At 31.6% G+C, this 22,898-nt stretch carries 24 protein-coding genes and 1 tRNA gene; 2 read left to right on the forward strand and 23 right to left on the reverse strand.

The window, feature by feature from the left end; all coding sequences use genetic code 11:
- Positions 1-9: 9 nt before the first annotated feature.
- The 13 genes from tig to BUB33_RS08470 all read right to left on the reverse strand — a co-directional run bounded on the left by tig (position 10) and on the right by BUB33_RS08470 (position 12,702).
- Positions 10-1,299, reverse strand: a complete 1,290-nt coding sequence (gene tig, locus BUB33_RS08410; RefSeq protein WP_072975429.1) for a trigger factor — start codon at positions 1,297-1,299, stop codon at positions 10-12.
- Between the two features lie 148 nt (positions 1,300-1,447).
- Positions 1,448-1,531, reverse strand: a tRNA-Leu gene (locus BUB33_RS08415).
- A gap of 87 nt (positions 1,532-1,618) precedes the next feature.
- Positions 1,619-2,455, reverse strand: a complete 837-nt coding sequence (locus tag BUB33_RS08420) for a DegV family protein (protein ID WP_072975432.1) — start codon at positions 2,453-2,455, stop codon at positions 1,619-1,621.
- 26 nt (positions 2,456-2,481) lie between these two features.
- Complete coding sequence (glmM, locus tag BUB33_RS08425) at positions 2,482-3,834, reverse strand: phosphoglucosamine mutase (RefSeq protein ID WP_072975435.1); 1,353 nt, start codon at positions 3,832-3,834, stop codon at positions 2,482-2,484.
- A gap of 161 nt (positions 3,835-3,995) precedes the next feature.
- Positions 3,996-5,327, reverse strand: coding sequence for a CCA tRNA nucleotidyltransferase (locus BUB33_RS08430; protein ID WP_072975438.1), 1,332 nt, complete (start codon positions 5,325-5,327; stop codon positions 3,996-3,998).
- A gap of 163 nt (positions 5,328-5,490) precedes the next feature.
- Positions 5,491-6,330, reverse strand: coding sequence for a hypothetical protein (locus tag BUB33_RS08435; RefSeq protein WP_072975441.1), 840 nt, complete (start codon positions 6,328-6,330; stop codon positions 5,491-5,493).
- Between the two features lie 101 nt (positions 6,331-6,431).
- On the reverse strand, positions 6,432-7,115 hold the full coding sequence (locus BUB33_RS08440; RefSeq protein WP_072975444.1) for a hypothetical protein: 684 nt from the start codon (positions 7,113-7,115) through the stop codon (positions 6,432-6,434).
- 195 nt (positions 7,116-7,310) lie between these two features.
- Positions 7,311-8,549: a beta-ketoacyl-ACP synthase II gene (gene fabF, locus BUB33_RS08445; protein ID WP_072975447.1), complete on the reverse strand. Its 1,239-nt coding sequence runs from the start codon at positions 8,547-8,549 to the stop codon at positions 7,311-7,313.
- A 22-nt stretch (positions 8,550-8,571) separates the two neighbouring features.
- Positions 8,572-8,805, reverse strand: coding sequence for an acyl carrier protein (gene acpP, locus BUB33_RS08450; RefSeq protein ID WP_234950023.1), 234 nt, complete (start codon positions 8,803-8,805; stop codon positions 8,572-8,574).
- 191 nt (positions 8,806-8,996) lie between these two features.
- Positions 8,997-9,743, reverse strand: coding sequence for a 3-oxoacyl-[acyl-carrier-protein] reductase (fabG, locus tag BUB33_RS08455; protein WP_072975449.1), 747 nt, complete (start codon positions 9,741-9,743; stop codon positions 8,997-8,999).
- 35 nt (positions 9,744-9,778) lie between these two features.
- A complete protein-coding gene (fabD, locus tag BUB33_RS08460; RefSeq protein ID WP_072975452.1) occupies positions 9,779-10,750 on the reverse strand; it encodes an ACP S-malonyltransferase in 972 nt (323 codons plus the stop codon).
- Positions 10,743-11,702, reverse strand: a complete 960-nt coding sequence (fabK, locus tag BUB33_RS08465) for an enoyl-[acyl-carrier-protein] reductase FabK (RefSeq protein ID WP_072975454.1) — start codon at positions 11,700-11,702, stop codon at positions 10,743-10,745. Before fabK ends, fabD begins: the two co-directional genes overlap by 8 nt.
- Entirely contained in the window at positions 11,695-12,702 is a 1,008-nt protein-coding gene (locus tag BUB33_RS08470) for a beta-ketoacyl-ACP synthase III (RefSeq protein ID WP_072975456.1), read from the reverse strand. The genes fabK and BUB33_RS08470 overlap by 8 nt, the downstream gene beginning before the upstream one ends.
- 198 nt (positions 12,703-12,900) lie before the next feature.
- Between BUB33_RS08470 and fabZ the strand changes: the two genes are divergently transcribed.
- Positions 12,901-13,332, forward strand: coding sequence for a 3-hydroxyacyl-ACP dehydratase FabZ (fabZ, locus tag BUB33_RS08475; protein WP_072975458.1), 432 nt, complete (start codon positions 12,901-12,903; stop codon positions 13,330-13,332).
- 96 nt (positions 13,333-13,428) lie between these two features.
- A complete protein-coding gene (locus BUB33_RS08480) occupies positions 13,429-14,316 on the forward strand; it encodes a CsxC family protein (RefSeq protein ID WP_174905296.1) in 888 nt (295 codons plus the stop codon).
- A gap of 70 nt (positions 14,317-14,386) precedes the next feature.
- Here BUB33_RS08480 and BUB33_RS08485 read toward each other — a convergent pair whose 3' ends face one another.
- Genes BUB33_RS08485 through cdaA form a run of 10 tightly spaced genes read right to left on the reverse strand, consistent with a single transcriptional unit; the run spans position 14,387 to position 22,803 of the window.
- Positions 14,387-14,938, reverse strand: coding sequence for a 2-oxoacid:acceptor oxidoreductase family protein (locus BUB33_RS08485; protein ID WP_072975460.1), 552 nt, complete (start codon positions 14,936-14,938; stop codon positions 14,387-14,389).
- 1 nt (position 14,939) lies between these two features.
- A complete protein-coding gene (locus tag BUB33_RS08490; protein WP_072975462.1) occupies positions 14,940-15,686 on the reverse strand; it encodes a thiamine pyrophosphate-dependent enzyme in 747 nt (248 codons plus the stop codon).
- A complete protein-coding gene (locus BUB33_RS08495; protein ID WP_072975464.1) occupies positions 15,686-16,747 on the reverse strand; it encodes a 3-methyl-2-oxobutanoate dehydrogenase subunit VorB in 1,062 nt (353 codons plus the stop codon). Before BUB33_RS08495 ends, BUB33_RS08490 begins: the two co-directional genes overlap by 1 nt.
- Before the next feature lie 23 nt (positions 16,748-16,770).
- Entirely contained in the window at positions 16,771-16,986 is a 216-nt protein-coding gene (locus BUB33_RS08500; RefSeq protein WP_072975621.1) for a 4Fe-4S binding protein, read from the reverse strand.
- Positions 16,987-17,006: 20 nt separating this feature from the next.
- Complete coding sequence (locus BUB33_RS08505; protein WP_072975466.1) at positions 17,007-17,681, reverse strand: ATP-binding protein; 675 nt, start codon at positions 17,679-17,681, stop codon at positions 17,007-17,009.
- 12 nt (positions 17,682-17,693) lie between these two features.
- Complete coding sequence (buk, locus tag BUB33_RS08510; RefSeq protein ID WP_072975468.1) at positions 17,694-18,761, reverse strand: butyrate kinase; 1,068 nt, start codon at positions 18,759-18,761, stop codon at positions 17,694-17,696.
- A gap of 10 nt (positions 18,762-18,771) precedes the next feature.
- Positions 18,772-19,674, reverse strand: a complete 903-nt coding sequence (locus tag BUB33_RS08515; RefSeq protein ID WP_072975470.1) for a phosphate butyryltransferase — start codon at positions 19,672-19,674, stop codon at positions 18,772-18,774.
- Entirely contained in the window at positions 19,667-20,758 is a 1,092-nt protein-coding gene (buk, locus tag BUB33_RS08520) for a butyrate kinase (protein ID WP_072975472.1), read from the reverse strand. The genes BUB33_RS08515 and buk (BUB33_RS08520) overlap by 8 nt, the downstream gene beginning before the upstream one ends.
- A 10-nt stretch (positions 20,759-20,768) precedes the next feature.
- Positions 20,769-21,983, reverse strand: coding sequence for a CdaR family protein (locus BUB33_RS08525; protein WP_072975474.1), 1,215 nt, complete (start codon positions 21,981-21,983; stop codon positions 20,769-20,771).
- Positions 21,964-22,803 carry a diadenylate cyclase CdaA gene (gene cdaA / locus BUB33_RS08530; RefSeq protein WP_072975477.1) on the reverse strand — a complete coding sequence of 280 codons (840 nt, stop codon included), beginning with the start codon at positions 22,801-22,803 and terminating at the stop codon, positions 21,964-21,966. Before cdaA ends, BUB33_RS08525 begins: the two co-directional genes overlap by 20 nt.
- Positions 22,804-22,898: the final 95 nt, after the last annotated feature.

Below are 22,898 nucleotides of genomic sequence, written 5' to 3' on the forward strand. Positions count from 1 at the left end.
CTCCATTAATTATTTGAATTTAGCATTAGCTACTAATAAATCAATAACTTTTTGATTTATAATAGCTGTTTCTAAAAAGGCTAAATCACCTTTTTTCATGTCTTTTATAAATTTTTCTTTATCTTCTTGCTTATATGAATCTGCCATTTTATCTAATTCTTTATCTATATCTTCTTCTGTTACTTCAATATTTTCAGCCTTACCAATAGCTTCTAGAACTAAATCTCCTCTAACTCTCTTTTCTGCCATAGGTTTTAATTGTTCCTTTAGAGATTCTTCTGTTGAGTTAGTTATTTGTAAGTATTGCTCTAAGTTAAGACCTTGCATTCTCATCCTATAGTCAAATTCTCCTAATTCATTTTCCAATTGAGAATCTACCATAGCCTCTGGTATGTCAACTTGACAGTTTTCTATTACTTTTTCAATTAAGTTATTTTCATTTTCTGCTTTTTCTTTGTTTTTAAATTCTTCTTCTAGTTTTTCTCTAATACTTGTTTTATATTCTTCAATAGTATCAAATTCAGATACATCTTTTGCAAATTCATCATCTATTACTGGCAACTCTTTTTCTTTTATTTCATGAATTTTTACTTTAAAAGTAGCTTCTTTCCCTTTTAATTCTTCTGCATGATATTCTTCTGGGAATGTTACAACTACATCTACCTCTTCTCCTTTATTTTTACCCACTAATTGTTCTTCAAAACCTGGAATAAATCTACCAGAGCCTATTTCTAAAGTTTGTCCTTCAGCTGTTCCTCCATCAAATTGTGCCCCATCAACATATCCAGCATAATCAATTGTCAAAACATCTCCAGTTTTTACCGCCCTATCTCCAGCATCAATTATTCTTCCGTTCATTTCTTGAACTGACTTTAATTCATCTTCTACATGCTCGTCTGTAACATTATACTCTACTTTTTCAATTTCTATACCTTTGTATTCACCAAGAACTACCTCTGGTTTTACTATTACTTCAATTTTAATTAAAATAGGTTTTCCTTTTTCAATTTCTTCAATATCCACAATTGGCTGATCAACTGGTTCAAGTCCCAACTCTTCAACTGCATCACTATAAGCATGTGGTAAAATGGCATTTATAGCTTCTTCATAGAAGATACCTTCTCCATAGTTCATCTCAATAATCTTTCTTGGAACTTTTCCCTTTCTAAATCCTGGAATATTAAATCTAGCCCTATTTTTTAAATATGCTTTTTGCAATTCCTTTTCAAAATCAACTTCAGATATTTCAATGGTAAAATCCACTTTATTATTTTCTTTCTTTCCTAACACTGCCTTCATCTACAACTTCCTCCTTAACGATATATTTATCCACTTTAAACTAACCTATTATATCATAAAATTATAACATAACAAATAGTAATATCCAATACAATATATTAAAAAACATAGTAAAAAAACCAATGGTACAAATCCACTGGTTTAAACATGGTGCGGGAAAGAGGACTTGAACCCCCACGTCAATGACACTAGATCCTAAGTCTAGCGCGTCTGCCAGTTCCGCCACTCCCGCATAAATAAAAATTTTGTTTACCTTATAATTATAACATGATATTTGTACTTGTCAATATATTTTTATATTTAAAAATTCCCATTACATTTAAAATACTAAAATAATTCCCCCATCATTGGCATAAGCAGAACTTAGCCCTGCTGTCTTAACTAAAATAATATCTTTAAAATTATACCTTTTTTGAATTTCTTTTTTTAGCTCTTCTGCTTTTTCAAATGCATTAACATGAGAAATTGCTAATATTTTTTCCTCAAATTTTTCACCAGTTTCTCCAATTATTTCAACTAGTCTTTTAAATGCCTTTTTAGTCCCCCTTACATTTTCAACAAGCTTTATATTTCCCTCTCCATCTTCTCCCATAATAGGTTTTAGATTTAAAACATTTGCAATTAAACCCTTAGTTTTTGAAATCCTGCCATTTTTTATTAGATTATCAAGATTTTCTAAAACAAAATACGTCTTCATTCCATTAATATATTTTTCTACCTTTTCAACTATTTCAAAGTTGTTTAATTTTTTCTCTATTAACTCTTGTATTTTCATAGCTATTAAGGTTTCTCCTACACTAGCAGACTTAGAATCAAAAACATGAATAAATTTATCAGGCTCTTCTTCTTTTGCCATATCCTTTGCTAATACTGCTGAATTATATGTTCCACTTAATTTACCTGATATTGTAATAGCAAAAATATTATCCGCATTTTTATATTCCATAACAAAATCTCCAGGTGAAGGACATGAAGTTCTAATTGGATTTGGACTGCTTTTCATTGCATCTATTAATTCTACCATATTTATTTCTTCATTATCTATAAATTTTTTATTATCTATATCTATTTTAAATGGAACAAGGCTAATATTAAGTCTTTGTTTCAATTCTTCATTTAAATCACAGCTACTATCTGCTACGATTTTATAATTCATCTTATCACCCCATAATATATTTTGATTTAAGAATTAATTCCTATTCTCTCTTCAATAAATTTTGCTAAGTTAGATGCAATTTTAAATAATCCAATATCTTCCTTTGCTTCAATCATTACCCTAACTAGAGGTTCTGTACCAGAAGGTCTTATAACAACTCTACCCTGTCCATGAAAAATTTCCTCAACTCTTTTTATTTCTTCCATTATTTCTTGGTTTTCCATATATTTATATTTTAATTCATTTTTTACCTTTGCATTAACTAAAACTTGAGGAAAATTCGTCATTAAATTATTTAATTCTGACATTGGCTTTTCAGATGCTCTCATTACTTCCAATAAATGTAGTCCAGTGGCCAAACCATCTCCTGTAGTATTATAATCCAAGAAAATTATATGACCTGATTGCTCTCCTCCTAAAACATAATCTGATTTTACCATTTCCTCCAATATATATCTATCACCAACTGTAGTTTTCACTATATTTATTCCTTCTTTCCTTAAAAATACATCTAAGCCCATATTTGTCATAATTGTACCTACTACAGTATTATTCTTTAACTTTTTTTGTTTATGGAGATATAGTCCACAAATAGCTAAAATATGATCCCCATCTATTATATTCCCTAACTCATCAACAGCTATTATCCTATCTCCATCTCCATCAAAAGATATCCCAATATCTGCCTTTTCCTTCAATACCAATTCTTGAATCATTTTTGGATTAGTAGATCCACAGTCAGCATTTATATTCATTCCTGTGGGTTCTGTATTTATAACTATTACCTCTCCCCCAAGCCTTTTTATAGTTTCTGGAGCAATTTTATATAAAGCTCCATGACCACAGTCCATCGCAATCTTCATTCCAGTTAAATCTATATTAGCAGTAGAAGTTAAATAGTTTATATAATCTTCACTGCCATTCTTGTCTAATATTACTTTTCCAATCTTTTCTCCTATAGGTCTAATATCTAATTCTTTCTTGTTTAATATAATATCTTCTATTTTTTCCTCAATCTCATCCGGCAATTTAAATCCTTGATTATTAAAAAACTTTATTCCATTATATTCTCCAGGATTATGGGATGCAGATATTACTACACCTGCTATTGCCTCATACTTTCGAGTTAAATATGCAACTGCTGGAGTTGGAATGATGCCTACAGATATTACATTTAATCCCATAGAACAAATCCCTGCTGTTATGGCAGCCTCTAGCATATCTCCAGATGCTCTTGTATCTTTTCCAACTATTATTTTCCCATAGTTGCCTTTTGATAATATATATGCTCCTGCTCTACCTATTTGAAAGGCCAACTCTGGAGTTAGCTCCTTATTTGCAATTCCTCTAATACCATCTGTACCAAATAATTTTCCCACTTTAGTAAACACTCCTTTTATATAATTGACAATTAATATTATCAATTAAAAGTATAAAATATAATTTTTTAACTCATCACTTATATTTAACTATTATGATATAATTTCATAAGCCTTTAGATTTTTTAATTAATGCCATGTTACTACTCTAAAATAATTATTTAAAATCTTTCCTTTATAATATTAATCAATTTTTCCTTTTCATCTAGTTCAGGTTTTTCCAATACCTTTTCCAATAAATAATCTAAAATTTCACCAATTATTTTTCCTTCTTTATATCCTAATTCTATCACATCACGACCATTAATTGCTAATTGATTTTTGTTGTAAACCTCTTTGTTTTTTATAATATCTTTTATCTTTTCTTCTCTTTCTAATAAATCCTTTATATTAGCTTCTTTATTTGAGCAGACCCTATCAGCTTTCTGTAACTCTAACAAAGTAAATATTTCTTCTTCACCAAAAGTAGATAATAGTCTTTTTAGTCCTTTTTCTTTTAAATTATCATGTTGCGTCATATGTTTATGTACTAGCATTTCAACTTTTACAATTATATCCTTAGGTGTTTTCCATCTTTGTAATATTTCCTTTGCCATTTTAGCACCTAATTTATCATGCCCATAAAAATGTCCAATTCCCTCTTCATCTATAGTTAAAGTACAGGGTTTTCCTATATCATGGAATAAAGCTGCCAGCCTTAGGTGTAAAATAGGTGTGGTTTCATCTAATACACACATTATATGTTGAAATACATCCTTATTATGATGAGGATTATGTTGGTTAAATCCTATTGTATTTATCATCTCAGGCAAAATAATATCTAGTATTTTTATATCTTTCATTAATTTAATTCCATAGGAAGGTTTTTGTGATAATATTATTTTAAAAATTTCTTCTCTGATTCTTTCTATGCTAATTTCAGATATATGTTTACTATATAATCTACAAGCATGGAGAGTTTCCTCATCAATAAAAAACTCTAGTTGTGTTGCAAACCTTACTGCTCTCATTATCCTCAAATAATCTTCCTTGAGTCTATTGTATGGATTACCCACAGCCTTAATTCTTCTTTTCTCCAAATCTTCTACTCCATGAAAATAATCTATTAATCCAGTCTTTTTATTATATGCCATAGCATTTATTGTAAAATCTCTACGGGATAAATCCTCAAAAACATTTTTTGAAAAATATACTTTTTCAGGTCTTCTTCCATCTATATATTCCCCATCAGCTCTAAAGGTTGTTACTTCTACAATCCCTTCATCTTGAACTACAACTACAGTACCAAATTTTTTCCCTACTTCCAAGGTTATATATTCACTAAATATTTCTTCTATTTCCTCTGGCAAAGCATCTGTAGTTATATCAAAATCGGATGGCTCTCTATCTAATAATATATCTCTAACTGACCCACCTACTATATATGCATTGAAACCTTTTTCTTCAAGTTTATTTATGATTATCTCTACGTATTCTGGAATATTAAATACCATAATATCACTCCATATATTATATTATTTTAGTATACCATAGTATCTGTGATAGACAAGTTTTTTTATACAAATAAAGGCTTTGGACATTTCTCCAAAGCCTTTATTTGTAATTTATTTAAGTATGGAAATAATACAAAGTATAAATGAAACAATTGCCAATGAATTATGTCAAAATATCCTTTTCAAAAATAATTGGCTCCATATCATTTGTTTCCTTATTAAATATAATTTTCATAGATTTAACTTCTTCATCATTTATATATTTATTGGTATTTTCATTTTCCATAATCATATGGAATAATCCCTTACTTATTTTTTCGATCTCTTGATTATGTATACCATCAACTGTATATATATGAAATTCTATAATCAATATATTGTTATCAGTACCAAATCTTTTTAATTCATAGTTTTTCTTGTACTCTTTTATATACTTAAATATCTCTTCTAATATTAATTTTTCTCCTTCAGATTTTTCATTTCTTAAAGTTATCATTGTTTGAGAATCTCTTGAATTATTTATATTTGAACTATATTTTAATTTATTTTTCCTATCTGCATATGATATTTCTAATCTTCCAACTTTTGAATATTCAATGGTACTTTCCTTATGTAATATATCCAATAAATCCTTATTGGTATTTTTCGTCAGTTCTTTAAAAGCCTTATCTTTTTCTGCTATAGTCATGTCTTTTTTCAAATCCGTAGAAAACTTATCTAAATCCACCTCTATATCCAGTAGTATTTTTATATTATTAAATTTTTTTACTTCATTAGTATTATCTATTGCTAATTTATCCTCTACAAACTCTAGATTAGAAACAGTATAATAATCATAATTATATAAAAAATCATTGATTATATTTGAAAGATTTTTTACAACATCATCATAACTAATATTTTTTACTTTACTAATATCTTCCTTAGATATATTAGTAGAACTACATGACGTTACTAATACAAGTAAAATTATTCCTATGATATAATAATTTATTTTTTTCATAGTTAAATCTAACCCCTTTCAGAAATATGAATAGAATAGCCTTTTATAATTTCAATATATTTATCCTATCGGAAGTAATTTTTGTATATAATTTTTATTACCTATACTATTCTACCGTCTTTATCTACTAAAACCCATTTATGTTTCATCAGGCGAAAAGCACTAATAATAATTATAAAAGTAGTTGAAAAAGTTAAATATCTATCTGGTATTAAAAACACAAAAAACAAAATGCAAAATGAACAAATATATTCTAAATCAGCAGTGTCATTCTGTGCTTTTATCCAAAAATCTTCATCAGAAGTAGTATATCTGTAAATACCTTTAGTTACTTTTTTTTGGATATCCGTAGGATAAATAGTTATTTGATTCATCTCTTGTTTATTTTTTTGCATTTTTAGAACATCTTTTACTTGTCTAGCATGCCTTATAAAAGCTAGACTTGCTAATGACGCAACAAATCGAAGAATGGAATCTCCAAAATCTTTAAAATTTATTATTTTAACTTTGTTAAAAAGTACTGCTAATATAATATTTAAAATGATAAAAACAAATAATAGTGATTTTATAGAAAGTTTTTTAGATAAAATAATTATCCTAAAAAACAATAATATTCCTATATAATAAATAACAGTATATGAAAAAACGTCTAGATTTTTAGCTAGAATCAATGATTGTGGAATAGGAAATAAAGAGTATGATGACAGCAAAAACCAAAGTGCAAAGAAAATATTAAAAATATCATTACTTCTTTCATTTATCCAAACTACAATTCTCTCTTTCAAAATAACCACCTTCAATTTGTATTGAGATTTTATTACAGATAGTAACTTGATTATATTCAAGCTTTATAATATGATTACAATTTACTAAATAGGAATATATATGTTATTTATATTATAGCTTAACATATGAACTATTAAAACACTCAATCTACAAAACAAACTAAAAGGACTTTGATTTCTCAAAGTCCTTTTAGCCTAATCTATATACTTTTTAAATAATACCGTTGCATTATGTCCACCAAATCCTAATGAATTTGATAGAGCATAGTTTATATCTCTTTTTACTGCCTCATTTGGTGTATAATTTAAATCACATTCCTCATCTAGATATTCATAGTTTATAGTTGGAGGGATTATCCCTTCCTTTATTGCCATTATTGTGGCTATAGCCTCTATTCCACCAGCAGCTCCTAGTAAATGACCTGTCATTGATTTTGTTGAGCTAATATTTAAAGCCTTTGCATATTCTTTAAAAACATTTTTTATTGCTAGGGTTTCTAGTTTGTCATTGAAATATGTGGATGTACCATGGGCATTTATATAATCTACATCATGGTAATCAGCTGCTGCTTCTTCTAATGCCAATTCCATAGCTCTTGTTGCACCCTTTGCTTCTGGATCTGGTTGAGTTATATGGAAAGCATCAGAAGTAGAACCATATCCTACAATTTCACCATATATATTTGCTCCTCTAGCCAACGCATGATTTAGCTCTTCTAAAATCAATATCCCTGCTCCTTCTCCCATTACAAATCCATCTCTTTCCTTATCAAAAGGACGTGATGCCTTTGTAGGATTATCATTTCTTGTTGAAAGAGCTTTCATTGAACAAAAACCTGCTACTGAAATAGGTGTTATAGACGCATCAGCTCCACCTGCTACTATCATATCTACATTCCCTGTACTAATCATTCTAAAACCTTCTCCTATAGCGTGAGTACTAGAGGCACAAGCTGTAGTTACTGTCATTGTTGGACCTCTAAAACCAAAGGTCATAGATATTTGTCCTGGTGCCATATTAGATATCATCATTGGAATAAATAATGGGCTAACTCTACTGGGACCTCTATCCCTTAGCTTTGTAAACTCAGTTTCCATGGTTTCCATACCACCAATACCTACACCAATTATAACACCAACTTTATCTAAGTTTAATTTATCTAATTCTACTTTTCCATCTTCTAATGCTAACTTTGCACCTGCTACTGCATATTGGGTAAATCTATCCATCCTTCTAGCTTCCTTCTTATCTATATAATTAGACGAATCAAAATCTTTAACCTCAGCACCTATTTTGGTATCAAAGTCTGTTGTGTCAAATCTAGTTATAGCTCCTATTCCTGACTTTCCTTCTATTAGAGAGTTCCAGAAATTTTCCTTTCCTATTCCTATAGGTGTTATAGCACCTAATCCCGTTATTACGACTCTTTTCATTTTTTACCTCCAATACAAGGTCTTATTCAGTTTTTTCTTGGACATATTTTACTATGTCACCAATGTTTTTAAAGTTTTCTGCATCTTCATCTGGAATTGTTACTCCAAACTCGTCTTCTAATGCCATCATAATCTCTACTGCATCTAATGAATCTGCTTCTAAGTCCTTCATCATAGAGGTTTCCATTGTAATACTCTCTACATCATCTACTCCTAATTGCTCTGCTATTATATTTACAACTTTTTCAAATATCATTTTTATATTCCTCCCTATTAATTTAATTCACTATTTATATTTCAAAGCTACCCTGCAGTTTCGCAACTCAAATCTATTTACTCGCTACGCTCGTATAGATTTGACCCTAATGGCACTCCCAATGATAAGTTCTACATTAAGGTTGGTGCTCATTGCCTTTGACCTACATCAACTCACTATCCTTCGTTGTGTTAGGTCATAATCATTCCGCCGTCTACATTTATTATTTGCCCTGTTATATAGTCTGAACTTTCACTTGCTAAAAATACTGCTAAATTTGCAATGTCCTTTGGGTTTCCAAAGCTATTTAATGGTATTGTTTTTAGCATGGCTTCCTTTATTTCGTCTTTTAATACATCTGTCATATCTGTTTCAATAAATCCTGGTGCAATTCCATTAACCCTAATACCTCTACTAGCCAATTCCCTTGCCATGGATTTAGTAAATCCTATGACTCCAGCCTTTGAAGCACTATAATTTCCTTGCCCAACATTTCCAGTTATTCCTACTACAGAAGTAATATTTATTATTTTACCATATCTTTTTTTCATCATTATCCTAGATACTGCCTTAGTACAAAGAAAAACTCCCTTTAGATTAACATCCATTACCTCGTCCCAGTCTTGCTCTTTCATTCTAATAAGAAGATTATCTTTTGTAATTCCTGCATTATTTACTAATATATCTATGGTACCTAGTTCTTCTTCTATGGTTTTTATCATTTGAAACACTTCTTCTTCTACTGATACATTTGCTTTTACAGCAATTGCATTAACTCCGTAAGATTTTATCTCTTCTAATACTTCATTGGCCTTTTCTGTGTTGCTAACATAGCTAATTCCTATGTGAACCCCATTTCTAGCTAATTCTAAGGCAATTTCTTTACCTATACCTCTTGATCCACCAGTTATTAGGGCTGCTTTATCCTTTAGACTCATCTTTGTTGCCCCCCTTACCAATTAACAATTTTTCGCTATTCACTTATTTTATTGTTTTTTAATGATTTTAAATATTCAACAGTTTCTTCAAAGGAATTAACATCACCTACATTTAATGCCTTTACTTCCTTCCCCATAGCCTTACCAATTCGTTTTACAAATCCTGAAAGAGATTTGCCTGGTCCTATTTCCACAAAAGTATCCACACCTTCATTTATCATATATTCAACAGATTGTTGCCACAATACTGAATTGCTTACTTGATTAACCAATTTAGGTTTAATTTCATCTTTATTGGATAGAAGTTTAGCATCTACGTTAGAGATAAATTTCTTTTGAGTATCTTTTATATCTACTTTAGATAGCTCATTCTTTAATTTTTCCCCTGCTGAAACTAACAAGGATGAATGAAAGGGTGCTGATACAGGCAATGGTACCGCTTTCTTAGCTCCTAACTTAACTGCTTCTTCACATGCAATCTGAAGTCCTTTTAATTCTCCTGATAATACAATTTGCTCTGGACTATTATAATTTGCTACTTCAACAACTCCATATTCCTTAGTTTTTTGTAAAATAGAGGGTATGTTTTGTCTGTTTAATCCAAGTATTGCAGCCATTCCTCCCACTCCTAAAGGCACTGCCTCTTGCATAAATTTGCCTCTCTCTTTTACAACCTTAAGAGCATCCTTAAACTCTATACTTCCACTGTTGACTAAAGATGTATACTCACCTAAACTAAGCCCTGCCGTATATTCACAATCTATACCTCTAGCTTGTATTGCCTTTAAAATTGCTATACTTGTAGCTAATATGGCTGGCTGAGTATTCTCTGTCTTTTTTAAATCTTCTTCACTACCATTAAAGCATATGCTTTTTAAATCCATACTTAATACTTCATTTGCCTCATCAAATACTTTTTTAGATTCCAAAAAACTCTCATAAAAATCTTTACCCATTCCTACATATTGAGAACCTTGCCCAGGAAATATAAATGCTAATTTACTCATCTTTATCACCTTCTTTTAGTAGGTGTAAAAAATCTAGTTTTTTCTCTGCATAAGAAACTATATCTCCTATTATTTCTTTACATGGCTTAATATCTTTAATTAGTCCTGCAACTTGCCCAGACATTAAAGACCCTTTATTTATATCTCCTTCTACTACGGCTAATTTTAATCTTCCCGAGCCTAAGAGTTCTAGTTCTTCAAGAGAAGCATTATTATTCTCAAGTTCTAAAAACTCTCTAGTAAATTTGTTTTTTAATGCTCTTACAGGATGACCAGTACTTCTCCCAGTTACTTGTGCATCCCTGTCTTTTGCCTTTACTATAGCTTCCTTATAATTTATATGAACCTTGGCTTCAGTGGAGCATACAAATCTAGTACCTATTTGTACTCCTTCTGCTCCTAAAGATAATGCTGCTAGAAAACCTCTCCCATCACCTATTCCTCCTGCTGCTATAATAGGGATTTTAACTGCATCAACGATTTGAGGAACTAAAGTCATGGTGGTTAATTCTCCGATATGACCACCTGCTTCTGTTCCTTCTACTATTACAGCATCAACGCCTTCTCTCTCTAATCTCACTGCTAAAGACACAGTAGGTACTACAGGTATGATTTTTACATTATGTTCTTTTAATTTTTTAATATATTTCCCTGGACTTCCTGCACCTGTAGTTACAACAGGAACTCCTTCATCACATACTATACCTACAATATCCTCAGCAAAAGGTGACATTAACATAATATTTACGCCAAATGGTTTATCTGTTAACTCCTTAAGCTTTTTAATTTCTTCTTTTATTACTTCTGCTGGTGCATTGCCAGCTCCTATAATTCCTAGTCCCCCAGCTTCTGATACAGCTGCTGCTAATTCATGAGTTGCTACCCAAGCCATGCCTCCCTGTAGGATAGGATACCTTATATTTAACATATCAGTTATTCTAGTCCTAAACATTTCCATCCCTCCTACTCCATCTTATAACCATTGAAGCCCAAGTAAGACCTGCTCCAAAGGCTACTAGAAGTATATTGTCACCTTTCTTGATCCTATTATCCTTAACTGCTTCATTTAGGGCTACTGGAATAGAGGCTGAAGACATATTTCCATATTTGTTTAGATTTACGCATATTTTATCTTTTTCTAGCTTCAACTTTTTTGCTGCTGCATCTATTATCCGCATATTAGCTTGATGAGGAATTAAAAAATCCAAATCATTCAATTCTAAGTTTGCTTTTTTTAAAGTATTTATAGATGTTTTTTCCATAACTCGTACAGCAAATTTAAATACTTCCTTACCATCCATTTTTATAAAGTGAAGTTTATTTTCTATGGTATCTATACTAGCTGGTATTCTAGATCCTCCTGCTGGTTGAGTTAATACCTCCCCATTGTTTCCATCAGAACCTAATTCAATAGAAAGTATTCCAAAACCTTCCTCGCATTTCTCTAGCACACAGGCTCCTGCACCATCTCCAAATAGTACACAAGTGTTTCTATCTCCCCAATCTACTATTTTGGATAATGTTTCTGCACCTATGACTAATACCTTTTTATACATACCTGATTTAATAAAGCTTTCTCCTATGGATAAACCGTAAACAAATCCTGAGCATCCTACGTTTATATCAAATGCAGCTGCATTTACTGCACCTATGTTTTTCTGAATTATACAAGCAGTTGATGGAAAAGCATGATCAGAAGTTACAGTTGCAACTATTATAAGATCAATATCCTTTGACTTAATATTAGCATCTTCTAAAGCATTCTTTGCAGCCATAGTTGCCATATCCGAGGTTGCCATATTATCACTAGCTATTCTTCTTTCATGTATGCCTGTCCTCTCTATTATCCATTCATCCGATGTTTCCACAATCTTAGATAAATCATTGTTAGTAACAACTTTTTCAGGCACATAACTACCTACACCAGAAATTCCTACATAAATATCTTTCATTCTCCACCTCCATATTAAATTGTATTTTCTTTATTATTATTCCCATCTACCACCTCCTTTAAAAGTATTTGCAAATTAATTTTCTTTAGATTATTATTAATATGATATGAATAAAACGTTAAGACTTAGTATATATGAATATAATAAAATAATCAATCATTAATTTTTCCCTAAAAAAGACTAAAAAGGAGGAGTTTTATGGATAAATTGTTGAATATAGAGGAAATAAAGGGAATTATTCCCCATAGATACCCTTTTCTCTTTGTTGATAAGATTTTAATAGAAGAAGTAGGTATAAAGGGGATAGGGTATAAAAATGTTACTGTAAATGAATTTTTCTTCCAAGGTCATTTCCCTAACATGCCTGTAATGCCAGGTGTATTAATAGTAGAATCTATGGCTCAAGTAGGAGCTATAATTTTATTATCCCATGAAAAATACAAGGGTAAAACTCCTTATTTTGCTGGAATAAATAAGGTTCGATTTAAAAGAAAGGTAGTCCCTGGAGATACACTTAGGATGGAAGTAGAATTAACTAGAATTAGAGGATCAGTAGGTATAGGACAAGGAAAAGCCTATGTTGAAGATGAGCTTGCCTGTGAAGGTGAATTTTTATTTGCAATAGAATAAATTTATTATCACCTAATCTACTTGGGAGAATATATTATAGTATGGACATGACATAAAACCATTGACATCCAAATGATATTAAGGAGGAAATACTATATGTACAATCCAATAGAAGGTACAACAATTAGTAATGTACGAGTATTTGACAGTAATTTTGGGCAAACTAGGGTTAATTCAAAACCCCATGTCCCCGAATGTAATTCTAATTCAAAACATCAAAATCTTTGTGTTGATGTGAAAAGCAATGTATTGGATAGTTGTACCAATACACCAGTAACACCTATTGGAATCTCAACTGGTGTTGTTGCTAAAATCCCAGTAGTTTTAGCTGAATTAACTGTTCAATTCCATGTTGGTGCATTAATTCATTTGCCAGAGAGGGCACTTGAAGTTAAAAATATAAAGAAGAGAGTAAAGATTACTCAATGCATGTTACTTCAACCCACTAATGTATTATTTATAAAAGGTTTTATTCGCAAAAACATTGATTACTCTACAGGAACTTGTGCAAATATGAAAGGAATCTGTGGTGAATTACACCATTGTACCGTAGATGTTCCATTTGAATGTTCTACACCTCTTTCTTTCTCTACACCACCAGCAGAACTTGCTGTAAATTCTAGTGCTGAGTTTGAGTATTTTAAGGTAAGCGATTTACCAAATAAACATTTTGCTGAAAAGGATAAGTTGTTGGCTGGAGATTTATCAGAATTCAATCAAATCATAGTTGAAAACTTCAATGAACTTCCATTCTGTGAACTAATTAGTGCAAGAATTTTTGAATTTGATGAATTTATAGGTCGCCATAGTCACCATGATGAAGAACTTCCTTTTGAAGAAAAGTTTTTCAAGAAAATAGAAGAAAAAATGGTTATAGAACTTAGAGTTAAAGTTTTACAAAATAGACAAGTTCAGATTCCAGCAGTAACAGGAACCAGTGGTGGATGCCCTTCCCATTTTACTTGCTCCGCAGATGAAGACTAATCCGTTAAATAACTAGGTTAATAGCTAAAAAGACAGGAGAAAATTTTCTCCTGTCTTTTATTATTTAATTTTATTTCATTTGTTCTCTTGCTATTTCTGCACCTTTTTCTAAAGCTTCTTTATTAATAGGTAATAAATGAGCCCTATTTTCTCCAAATACTGCTGTAAAAGCTTTATTAAGTATTGAGTCTACCTCTACTGCTTTTGTAGCTTCAAGGAATGCTCCTAGCATTACCATATTTGCTGTTCTTGGATTACCTACTTTGTCCGCTATTTCATTTGCTGGAATATAATATACTTCTATATCATCTCTTGTACATTTTCTATCTATTAAAGATGAGTTTATAAACAGTCTGCCTCCTGGCACTACTAAATTTTCAAATTTATCTAAAGATGGTCTATTCATTACAATAGCTGAAGTTGAATCTATTACAACTGGAGAGCCTACTTCATCTGGAGATATAATAACATTACAGTTTGCAGTTCCTCCCCTCATCTCTGGACCATAGGACGGCAACCAAGATACTTTCTTGTTTTCTATCATTCCTGAATATGTTAAAAGTTGACCTAATGCCATTACACCCTGTCCACCAAAACCAGCAATTACTATTCTTTCTTCCATTTTATTCAACCTCCTCTGGTCTTCTAAAATTTCCAAGAGGATAATAAGGTATCATATTTTCCTCTAACCACTTCATTGCCTCTGGAGCTGTTAATCCCCAGTTAGTTGGACATGTGGACAATACTTCTACTATTCCAAATCCTTTACCATCAAGTTGTAATTGGAAACATTCTTTTATGGCTTTTTTTGCTTTTCTTATATTTGCTGGAGTATTTACTGCTACCCTTTCTACAAACTTTGCACCGTGAATTGTTGCTAACATTTCAGATATCCTTATTGGTCTACCACTATGTTCTTCTGTTCTTCCAAAAGGTGCTGTTGTGGCTTTTTGTCCAATCAAAGTAGTTGGCGCCATCTGACCACCTGTCATACCATAAATAGCATTGTTAACAAATATTGTAGAAATCTTTTCTCCTCTATGTGCTGCATGAACTATTTCTGCTGTACCAATGGAAGCTAAATCTCCATCTCCTTGATAAGTAAATACAAACTTATCTGGATGAACTCTTTTAATTCCTGTAGCTACTGCTGGTGCCCTACCATGAGCTGCTTGCTGCATATCACAATTGAAATAATTGTAAGCAAATACTGAGCAACCTACTGGTGCAACGCCTATAGCATTATCTAATACTCCTAATTCTACTAATACTTCTCCAACTAATCTATGGATAATTCCATGTGTACATCCTGGACAATAGTGGGTTTGAACATCTGTTAAACCTTGAGTCTTTTCAAAAACTATAGCCATTATTTTTCACCTCCATAGATTTTCTTAACATGTTCGATTATTGCGTCTGGTGTAGGAACCATTCCACCTGTTCTTCCATAGAAAGATACTGGAAATCTTCCTTCTACTGCTATTTTAACATCATCTACCATTTGTCCTGAATTCATTTCAACTGTAAGTACGCCTTTACAATTTGGATTTATCTTTTTAAATTCATCATATGGATATGGCCATAAAGTAATTGGTCTAATAAGTCCTACCTTATATCCTTCTTTTTCTAATTTCCCTATTGCTGTTTTTGCAATTCTTGCTGTAGTTCCATAAGCTGCTATAACTACATCAGCATCTTCTATATTATATGAATCTACTCTTACTTCATTTTCTTTCATTGTTCTATATTTTGCTTGAAGTTTAATATTATGTTCTTCAAGTGCTTCTGGTGCTATATATAATGAATTTATAATATTTGGCTTTCTCTTTCCACCAGTTCCTACTGTTGCCCAATCCTTTTCTGGCAACTCTCTTTTTGCTGGTGCTTTAAACTCTACTGGTTCCATCATTTGACCTATCATACCATCACCAAGAACCATAACTGGGTTCCTATATTGGTCTGCTATATCAAATCCTTCTATAATTAAATCGACTAATTCTTGAACATCTGCTGGAGCAAATACAACCATTCTATAGTCTCCATTTCCACCACCTCTAGTAGCCTGGAAATAATCTGTCTGTGAAGGTTGGATACTCCCTAGTCCAGGGCCACCTCTCATTATATTAACTATTAGACAAGGTAATTCTGCACCTGCAATATAGGAGATGCCTTCTTGTTTTAATGACACTCCAGGGCTTGATGAAGATGTCATAACTCTTGCACCTGCACCTGCTGCTCCATAAACCATATTTATAGCTGCTACCTCTGATTCTGCTTGTAAAAATACTCCTCCTGCCTTTGGTAACTCTCTTGACATATATTCTGGTAATTCAGATTGGGGAGTTATAGGATAACCAAAAAAGTACTTACAGCCTGCTTGGATAGCTGCTGCCCCTATAGCCTCATTCCCTTTCATGAGAACTTTTGTCATTATAAAACCCTCCTTAAAATATATTAAACTCTTTCTACAGTAATAACTACATCTGGACAGATTGTAGCACAATTAGCACAACCAATACATTTTTCTGGGTCTGTTGTTGTAGCTGGATGATAACCCTTAGCATTTATTTTTGTTTTGTCCAGAGCAAGTATATTCACTGGACAAACAGTTGTACAAAGTGAACATCCCTTGCAGATGTCTTCTTTAAATGTTACCTTTCCTTTAGCCATTTTTTTACCCTCCCTTATTATTATAACATCCATTCATCCCTCATAAATAATTTTATGGGGAATATTTCCCCTTCCAAATTTTTTGGAAGGCTTGGTACTATATCCTCTAATACAGATATATATCTTAACTTTATACCGGTTCTTTCTTGAACCTCTAAAGCTAATTTCTGACCTCTTAATACATCTTCGCAAGTTGTACTCTTTAACAAATGTGTATTATTTACAATACCTGTTATTTTAGCCCTTGATACATCTTGAATCTTTACCATATATTCTAACACCTTATCTACAGTTTGAGTTTCAGGTCTATTTGCATTTAGGACGAAGAACATATCGTATTTACCTTCTTCAAAATACTCATAATATCTTCCTAAAGCTCTTGCTCCTACTTGATCTCCACCTACATCCAATATTAAATTATAAGATTCATCTTGTAATGGTGTATAAACTTCAGCAGATATAGATGGTACTTCTATGGCAGGTGCATTTATTTGACTGCCTATTACCTTTATACCAACACCTTCCATCTCCAATGCCTTTTCTCTAGATCTAAAGTACATATTCACTATATCCAAATCAGCCAATGCAACTTTTCTATTCATTTGTGCTAATTTAACAGCATAATTTACACTAAACTCTGACTTTCCTGAACCATAATGCCCTATTATAACCCTAATTCTTTTGTCGTTTAACATAATCACCAAATCCTATTTATATAGTTTTGCTTCTTCTTCTCCTCTTAAAACACGAAGTCCGCCTTCTGCCAATGCCATAAGCTCATCTTCTCCTGGATATACAGTTACATCACAAATAAATTTAACCCTTTCTTCTATCCAAGATGTAAATTCTTTATCATAGGCAATACCGCCTGTAATTAGAATTCCATCAACTTTTCCTTTTAGCACTGCTGCACATGAGCCGATTTCCTTTGCGACTTGATATGCCATAGCATTATATATTAACTCTGCATATTTATCTCCATTTTTTATTCTTTGTCCAACTTCTCTAGCATCATTGGTATTTAGATAGGATACAATCCCACCATTTCCTTTTATCATCTTTTTCATTTCATCTAAAGAATACTTCCCAGAATAACAAAGCTTTACTAAATCTCCTACTGGAAGAGAACCAGATCTCTCTGGAGAAAATGGTCCCTCTCCATCTAAGGCATTTGCTACATCTATTACTCTGCCCTTTTCATGAGCCCCTACTGAAACTCCACCACCTAAATGAGCAACTATTAAGTTTAGTTCTTCATATTTTCTTCCTATTTTGTTAGCATGTCTTCTTGCTACGGCTTTTTGATTTAATGCATGAAATATACTTTTTCTCTCTATTTCCTTTAGTCCAGATACTCTAGCTACTTCTTCCATTTCATCTACTACAACTGGATCCACTATAAAAGATTTTTTGCCTATTTCTTTAGCTATTTCATAAGCTATTATTCCACCTAGGTTTGAGGCATGCTCTCCTAAGTATCCAACTTTTAAATCTTCTAACATCGTATCATTTACTTCATAAGTACCACCTTCTATAGGTTTAAGAAGTCCACCTCTACCTACTACTCCATCAAGAGTCTCTATAGAAATATTATTTTTTTCCAATACATTAACTATAATGTTTTTTCTAAATTCATATTGATCATAAATTTTATTGAAACTAGAAATTTCTTGTACTGAGTGACGAAGAGTTTCTTCAAATATGCTTTTTTCATCATCAAAAACTGCTATTTTAGTTGATGTAGAACCTGGATTTATAATTAATAGTCTAGTCATTTTCCCCCTCCTATTTTGAAGCCATAAGTACGGCTAAGGCTATTGAATTTAGTTTTGACTCTTCATTATCAGCTCTAGATGTAAGTACTATTGGTGACTTTGTCCCCACAATAAGTCCTGCTGATTTTGCATTCGCTAAAAATGATAAACATTTATATAATACATTACCAGCATCAATATGTGGTACTAATAGTATATCTGCATCTCCTGCAACTTCACTATTTATTCCCTTTAATTTTGCTGATTCCTTAGATATAGCATTATCTAATGCAAAAGGTCCATCTACTAAACAGCCTGTAATTTCTCCATTCTTATTCATATCAGCTAATTCTTTTGCATGAATAGTAGCTTCCATCTTTGGAGATACTTTTTCCTTTGATGCCAAAACTGCTACTTTTGGTTTTTCTATATCTAAAGACTTAGCCAATTCTACAGCATTCTCAATTATTTCTTTCTTCTGAGAAATATTTGGAGCTATATTCATAGCTGCATCAGTTACAATGAAAACCTTATGATAAGTTGAAACATCAAATACAGCAACATGAGATATTACCTTGCCTGTCCTAAGTCCGATTTCACTGTCTAATACTTGTTTCATTATTACTGAAGTGTCTATAAGCCCCTTCATTAAAACATCTGCCTTCCCACTGCTTACCATCTCTGTTGCTATTCTACAAGCCAATGCTCCATCTTTTTCATTAATTATTTCAATACCTGATAAGTCAAACTGAATTTCCTTAGCAATTTCTAATATTCTTTCCTTATCTCCCACTAATATAGGCTCTGCTATTTTTGACTCTGTAGCATTTTTTATTGCAGATAATACGTCCTTGTCCTGTGCTACAGCTACAGATATTTTCTTTGGTCCCCTTTTTTTAGCTAATTCTAATAAATCTTCCAATGACTTAGCCATTTATCTTCACCTCATCTTCATATATTTTTACTACTTCTTCCCCATTAATTACTCTTTGAGCACCTTTGTTTAATGCCTCCATTTCATCTTCTCCAGGATATACTATAACTTCAGATATAAAGTTTATCATTTCTTTTATTCTATCTACTAAATAATTAGAATATGATAATCCACCAGTTAATATGATATTATCTATTTTCCCATAAAGCACTGGTGCATAAGCTCCTATTTCTTTCCCTATTTGATATGCCATTGCATCATAAATAAGTTCTGCATACTTATCTCCCTTATTTATTCTTTCTTCTACCTCTCGTCCATCCATAGTACCTAAATATGAGAAAAGTCCTCCTTCTCCTTGAAGCATGGTTTTCATCTCATTTATCGTATACTTTCCTGAATAACATAATTTAACTAAATCCCCAACAGGTAATGTTCCTGCTCTATCTGGAGAAAAAGGTCCCATTTCTTTAGCATTATTTACATCTATTATCCTACCAAACTCAACTGCTGCAATAGATATGCCCCCTCCTAGATGAGCTACAACTAAGTTTAAATCTTCTATTTCTTTATTTAACTCCTTAGCTCTTCTATGGCATACAGCTTTAATATTTAATGCATGAACTAAGGATTTTCTAGGAACTTCCTTAAGTCCAGATATTCTAGCTATTTCATGAAATTCATCTACTGCTACAGGATCTACTATATACGCTGGTATGCCTTCTAAATCAGCTAATCCCTTAGCAAGAATACCACCTAGATTAGAAGCATGTTCCCCTTGTATACCGACTTTTAAATCTTCAATCATTGCATCGGTTACAGAATAAGTCCCTCCAGGCATGGATCTTAATAATCCTCCTCTTCCAACTACTGCTATCAGTGAATTAGTGGGTATATTTTCCATTTCTAACCAATTTTTGATTAAATTTAATCTATAATCATATTGGTCTACAACCTTTTCATACTTCTCTAAATCTTCTTTTCTATGGTCTATCTTAAAGGTTTTTAACAGCTTTTCCCCTTCAAATATAGAAACCTTTGTAGATGTAGAGCCTGGATTAATTGCTAAAACATATTTTTTCTCCATACCTTTCCCCCTACCGTTTAATTATTTTAAATTCAATGGATTGCGGTATAATTTCTTTTATTGTAATACCTGTTGGTGTATTAGAACCTAAATATACTTTATGTGTTCCTTCATCTATCATATTAAAATCTAAATATAATTCTATGTCTTCTTTACTTAAAGCTTCAACTATTTTTTTACTTCCCTTTACAGAAACCTGTATAGTTTTAGAGCTATCATCAGTATCAATAGCTAAGCTATTATCTAAATTTCTAATCTCTACTTCATTTAACGCATATTCAAATACCTTAGTAGAATTTTCTTCAATATTTAAAGATACGGTTATCTTTTCATTAGGATTTAATAAAGAAACATTTTCTGGAAGTTCTAATTCAACAGGTACATCTGTATTTCCAATTAATTTATTTACATCTATTGGCTTAGTTTGAATAAAAGTTAAATTTGATATACTTTTATCCCCCTTAAGTGTTATCTTATTTGGATTTATAGTAATTTCAGTAATCTCATAGTTATCTGGTAGCTGCTCTTGTAAGTTAAGCTCTATTGGTACATTTACTGTCCTAAATATTGGAATAGTAATATCTACTACCTTTGGCTCTTTTTCCACTCCTATAACATCATGTCCTTCATCATCTATTAATTTTATAGGTACAGTAATACTCTCATCTTCTTTTCTATTGTTAAGATCTACCTCTACTATTGCTTCCGAAACCTTATTTACTAAAGTCCTAGGTCCTTTAAGTAAAACTGATTTAGATTTTGTTGTCATATCCCCTACTACATAATTTGCTCCAAGACTCCCTTTAGTCTTTATCCTTAAATTCTTTTCCTTAGTTATTAATTTATCGAATGTAAATAAGGCCTCCCTTGGTTCGTATCCAACCATTTTTATATTATTTGATTGACTTAAGTTTACATTTATCGGAACCTTTATTTGTCCCTCTTTATATCCACTTAAATCTACTTGAGCCTTTATAGATTCTTGAGAAAAGTTAGCCATATCAGATTTTTTGCCTACAACTTTTACATTTACAGTTACTTCCTCTGGCTCCATAATAATTAACCCTTGTCTTTCCAATGCACTTTCATTATTAAACCTTACTGGAATATTCTTATATTCCTTAGATATATCTGGATTTACTTCACTCATAACATAGCTCCACAAAATAACAGCTATAATAAAAGCAAAGACCTTTAGCGTTAAATCATTCTTCTCCTTGCTCATCTTTTCGCCTCCATTTTGTCATAAATGTTTGGGGTGAATCCTTTGGCTTATACATATCTATTAAAATCTGCTTTAATGTCTTAGAATCTAAATGCCTTGCTATAGTTCCATTCTCGGCTATTGAAATAGCTCCTGTTTCTTCAGAAACTATTATAGCTAGACTATCTGATCTCTCTGATATGCCCAATGCTGCTCTATGTCTGGTTCCTAACTCTTTACTTAAATTCATATTATCTGTAAGTGGTAAAAAACAAGCTGCTGCCTTAATCATATCTTCTTTTATAATTACTGCCCCATCGTGTAGAGGAGTATTGGGAATAAAAATATTAATGAGCAAGTTACTAGACACAACTCCATTTATCTTAGTTCCTGTTTCTACAACTTCATTTAAACCAGTTTCCCTCTCAAGAACAATCAATGCTCCGATTTTTTGTCTAGATAAAGATGCACAAGCTTCAACTATTTCTTCTACAATCTTTGACAAACTTTCTCCTTTTATTTCTAGAAATGATTTAGTAAAAAACCTAGATCTTCCTATATATTCAAGTCCACGTCTAAGTTCTGGTTGAAATACAATTAAAATAGCTATAACTCCAACTGTCATAGTGTTTTTTAATATCCAGTTAATAGTATATAGTTCTAACAATCCTTCTCCACTTATTTTTTCAAATACAAATATAACAAATATTCCTTTAATAAGCTGCTCTGCTCTAGTTTCTCTGATTAGTTTAAAAACCTTATAAAAAACTGCCGCTACAATAATAATGTCTATAACATCTCTTATTCTAATGTTTGAGAATAATCTATTCAAAATTTCCAAGGTTTACCACACCTTCTATAGTATTTTCACTTCTATTTCTATTATATAATAACTGTTCCATTAATTGAACTGATAAATTAAATATATTAAATTTA

The organism is Tissierella praeacuta DSM 18095 (assembly GCF_900128955.1).
GTDB classification, from domain to species: domain Bacteria; phylum Bacillota; class Clostridia; order Tissierellales; family Tissierellaceae; genus Tissierella; species Tissierella praeacuta.

Coding starts and splice junctions, on each gene's coding strand:
- buk (WP_072975472.1), bottom strand. CDS start 20,758: ATGGAGAAAAAATATGTTTTAGCAATTAATCCAGGCTCTACATCTACA.
- BUB33_RS08495 (WP_072975464.1), bottom strand. CDS start 16,747: ATGACAAAAGTTCTCATGAAAGGGAATGAGGCTATAGGGGCAGCAGCT.
- acpP (WP_234950023.1), bottom strand. CDS start 8,805: ATGATATTTGAAAAAGTTGTAAATATAATAGCAGAGCAATTAGGAGTA.
- fabG (WP_072975449.1), bottom strand. CDS start 9,743: ATGAGTCTAAAGGATAAAGCAGCCCTAATAACTGGTGGATCAAGAGGT.
- BUB33_RS08500 (WP_072975621.1), bottom strand. CDS start 16,986: ATGGCTAAAGGAAAGGTAACATTTAAAGAAGACATCTGCAAGGGATGT.
- BUB33_RS08515 (WP_072975470.1), bottom strand. CDS start 19,674: ATGGCTAAGTCATTGGAAGATTTATTAGAATTAGCTAAAAAAAGGGGA.
- fabD (WP_072975452.1), bottom strand. CDS start 10,750: ATGAGTAAATTAGCATTTATATTTCCTGGGCAAGGTTCTCAATATGTA.
- BUB33_RS08430 (WP_072975438.1), bottom strand. CDS start 5,327: ATGGTATTTAATATTCCAGAATACGTAGAGATAATCATAAATAAACTT.
- fabF (WP_072975447.1), bottom strand. CDS start 8,549: ATGAAAAGAGTCGTAATAACGGGATTAGGTGCTATAACACCTATAGGA.
- BUB33_RS08420 (WP_072975432.1), bottom strand. CDS start 2,455: ATGAATTATAAAATCGTAGCAGATAGTAGCTGTGATTTAAATGAAGAA.
- BUB33_RS08490 (WP_072975462.1), bottom strand. CDS start 15,686: ATGGCTATAGTTTTTGAAAAGACTCAAGGTTTAACAGATGTTCAAACC.
- buk (WP_072975468.1), bottom strand. CDS start 18,761: ATGACTAGACTATTAATTATAAATCCAGGTTCTACATCAACTAAAATA.
- BUB33_RS08485 (WP_072975460.1), bottom strand. CDS start 14,938: ATGGAAGAAAGAATAGTAATTGCTGGTTTTGGTGGACAGGGTGTAATG.
- BUB33_RS08525 (WP_072975474.1), bottom strand. CDS start 21,983: ATGAGCAAGGAGAAGAATGATTTAACGCTAAAGGTCTTTGCTTTTATT.
- tig (WP_072975429.1), bottom strand. CDS start 1,299: ATGAAGGCAGTGTTAGGAAAGAAAGAAAATAATAAAGTGGATTTTACC.
- BUB33_RS08505 (WP_072975466.1), bottom strand. CDS start 17,681: ATGTTAAACGACAAAAGAATTAGGGTTATAATAGGGCATTATGGTTCA.
- BUB33_RS08435 (WP_072975441.1), bottom strand. CDS start 6,330: ATGAAAAAAATAAATTATTATATCATAGGAATAATTTTACTTGTATTA.
- fabK (WP_072975454.1), bottom strand. CDS start 11,702: ATGTTTAGGACTAGAATAACTGATATGTTAAATATAAGGTATCCTATC.
- BUB33_RS08470 (WP_072975456.1), bottom strand. CDS start 12,702: ATGAAAGATATTTATGTAGGAATTTCTGGTGTAGGTAGTTATGTGCCT.
- BUB33_RS08480 (WP_174905296.1), top strand. CDS start 13,429: ATGTACAATCCAATAGAAGGTACAACAATTAGTAATGTACGAGTATTT.
- fabZ (WP_072975458.1), top strand. CDS start 12,901: ATGGATAAATTGTTGAATATAGAGGAAATAAAGGGAATTATTCCCCAT.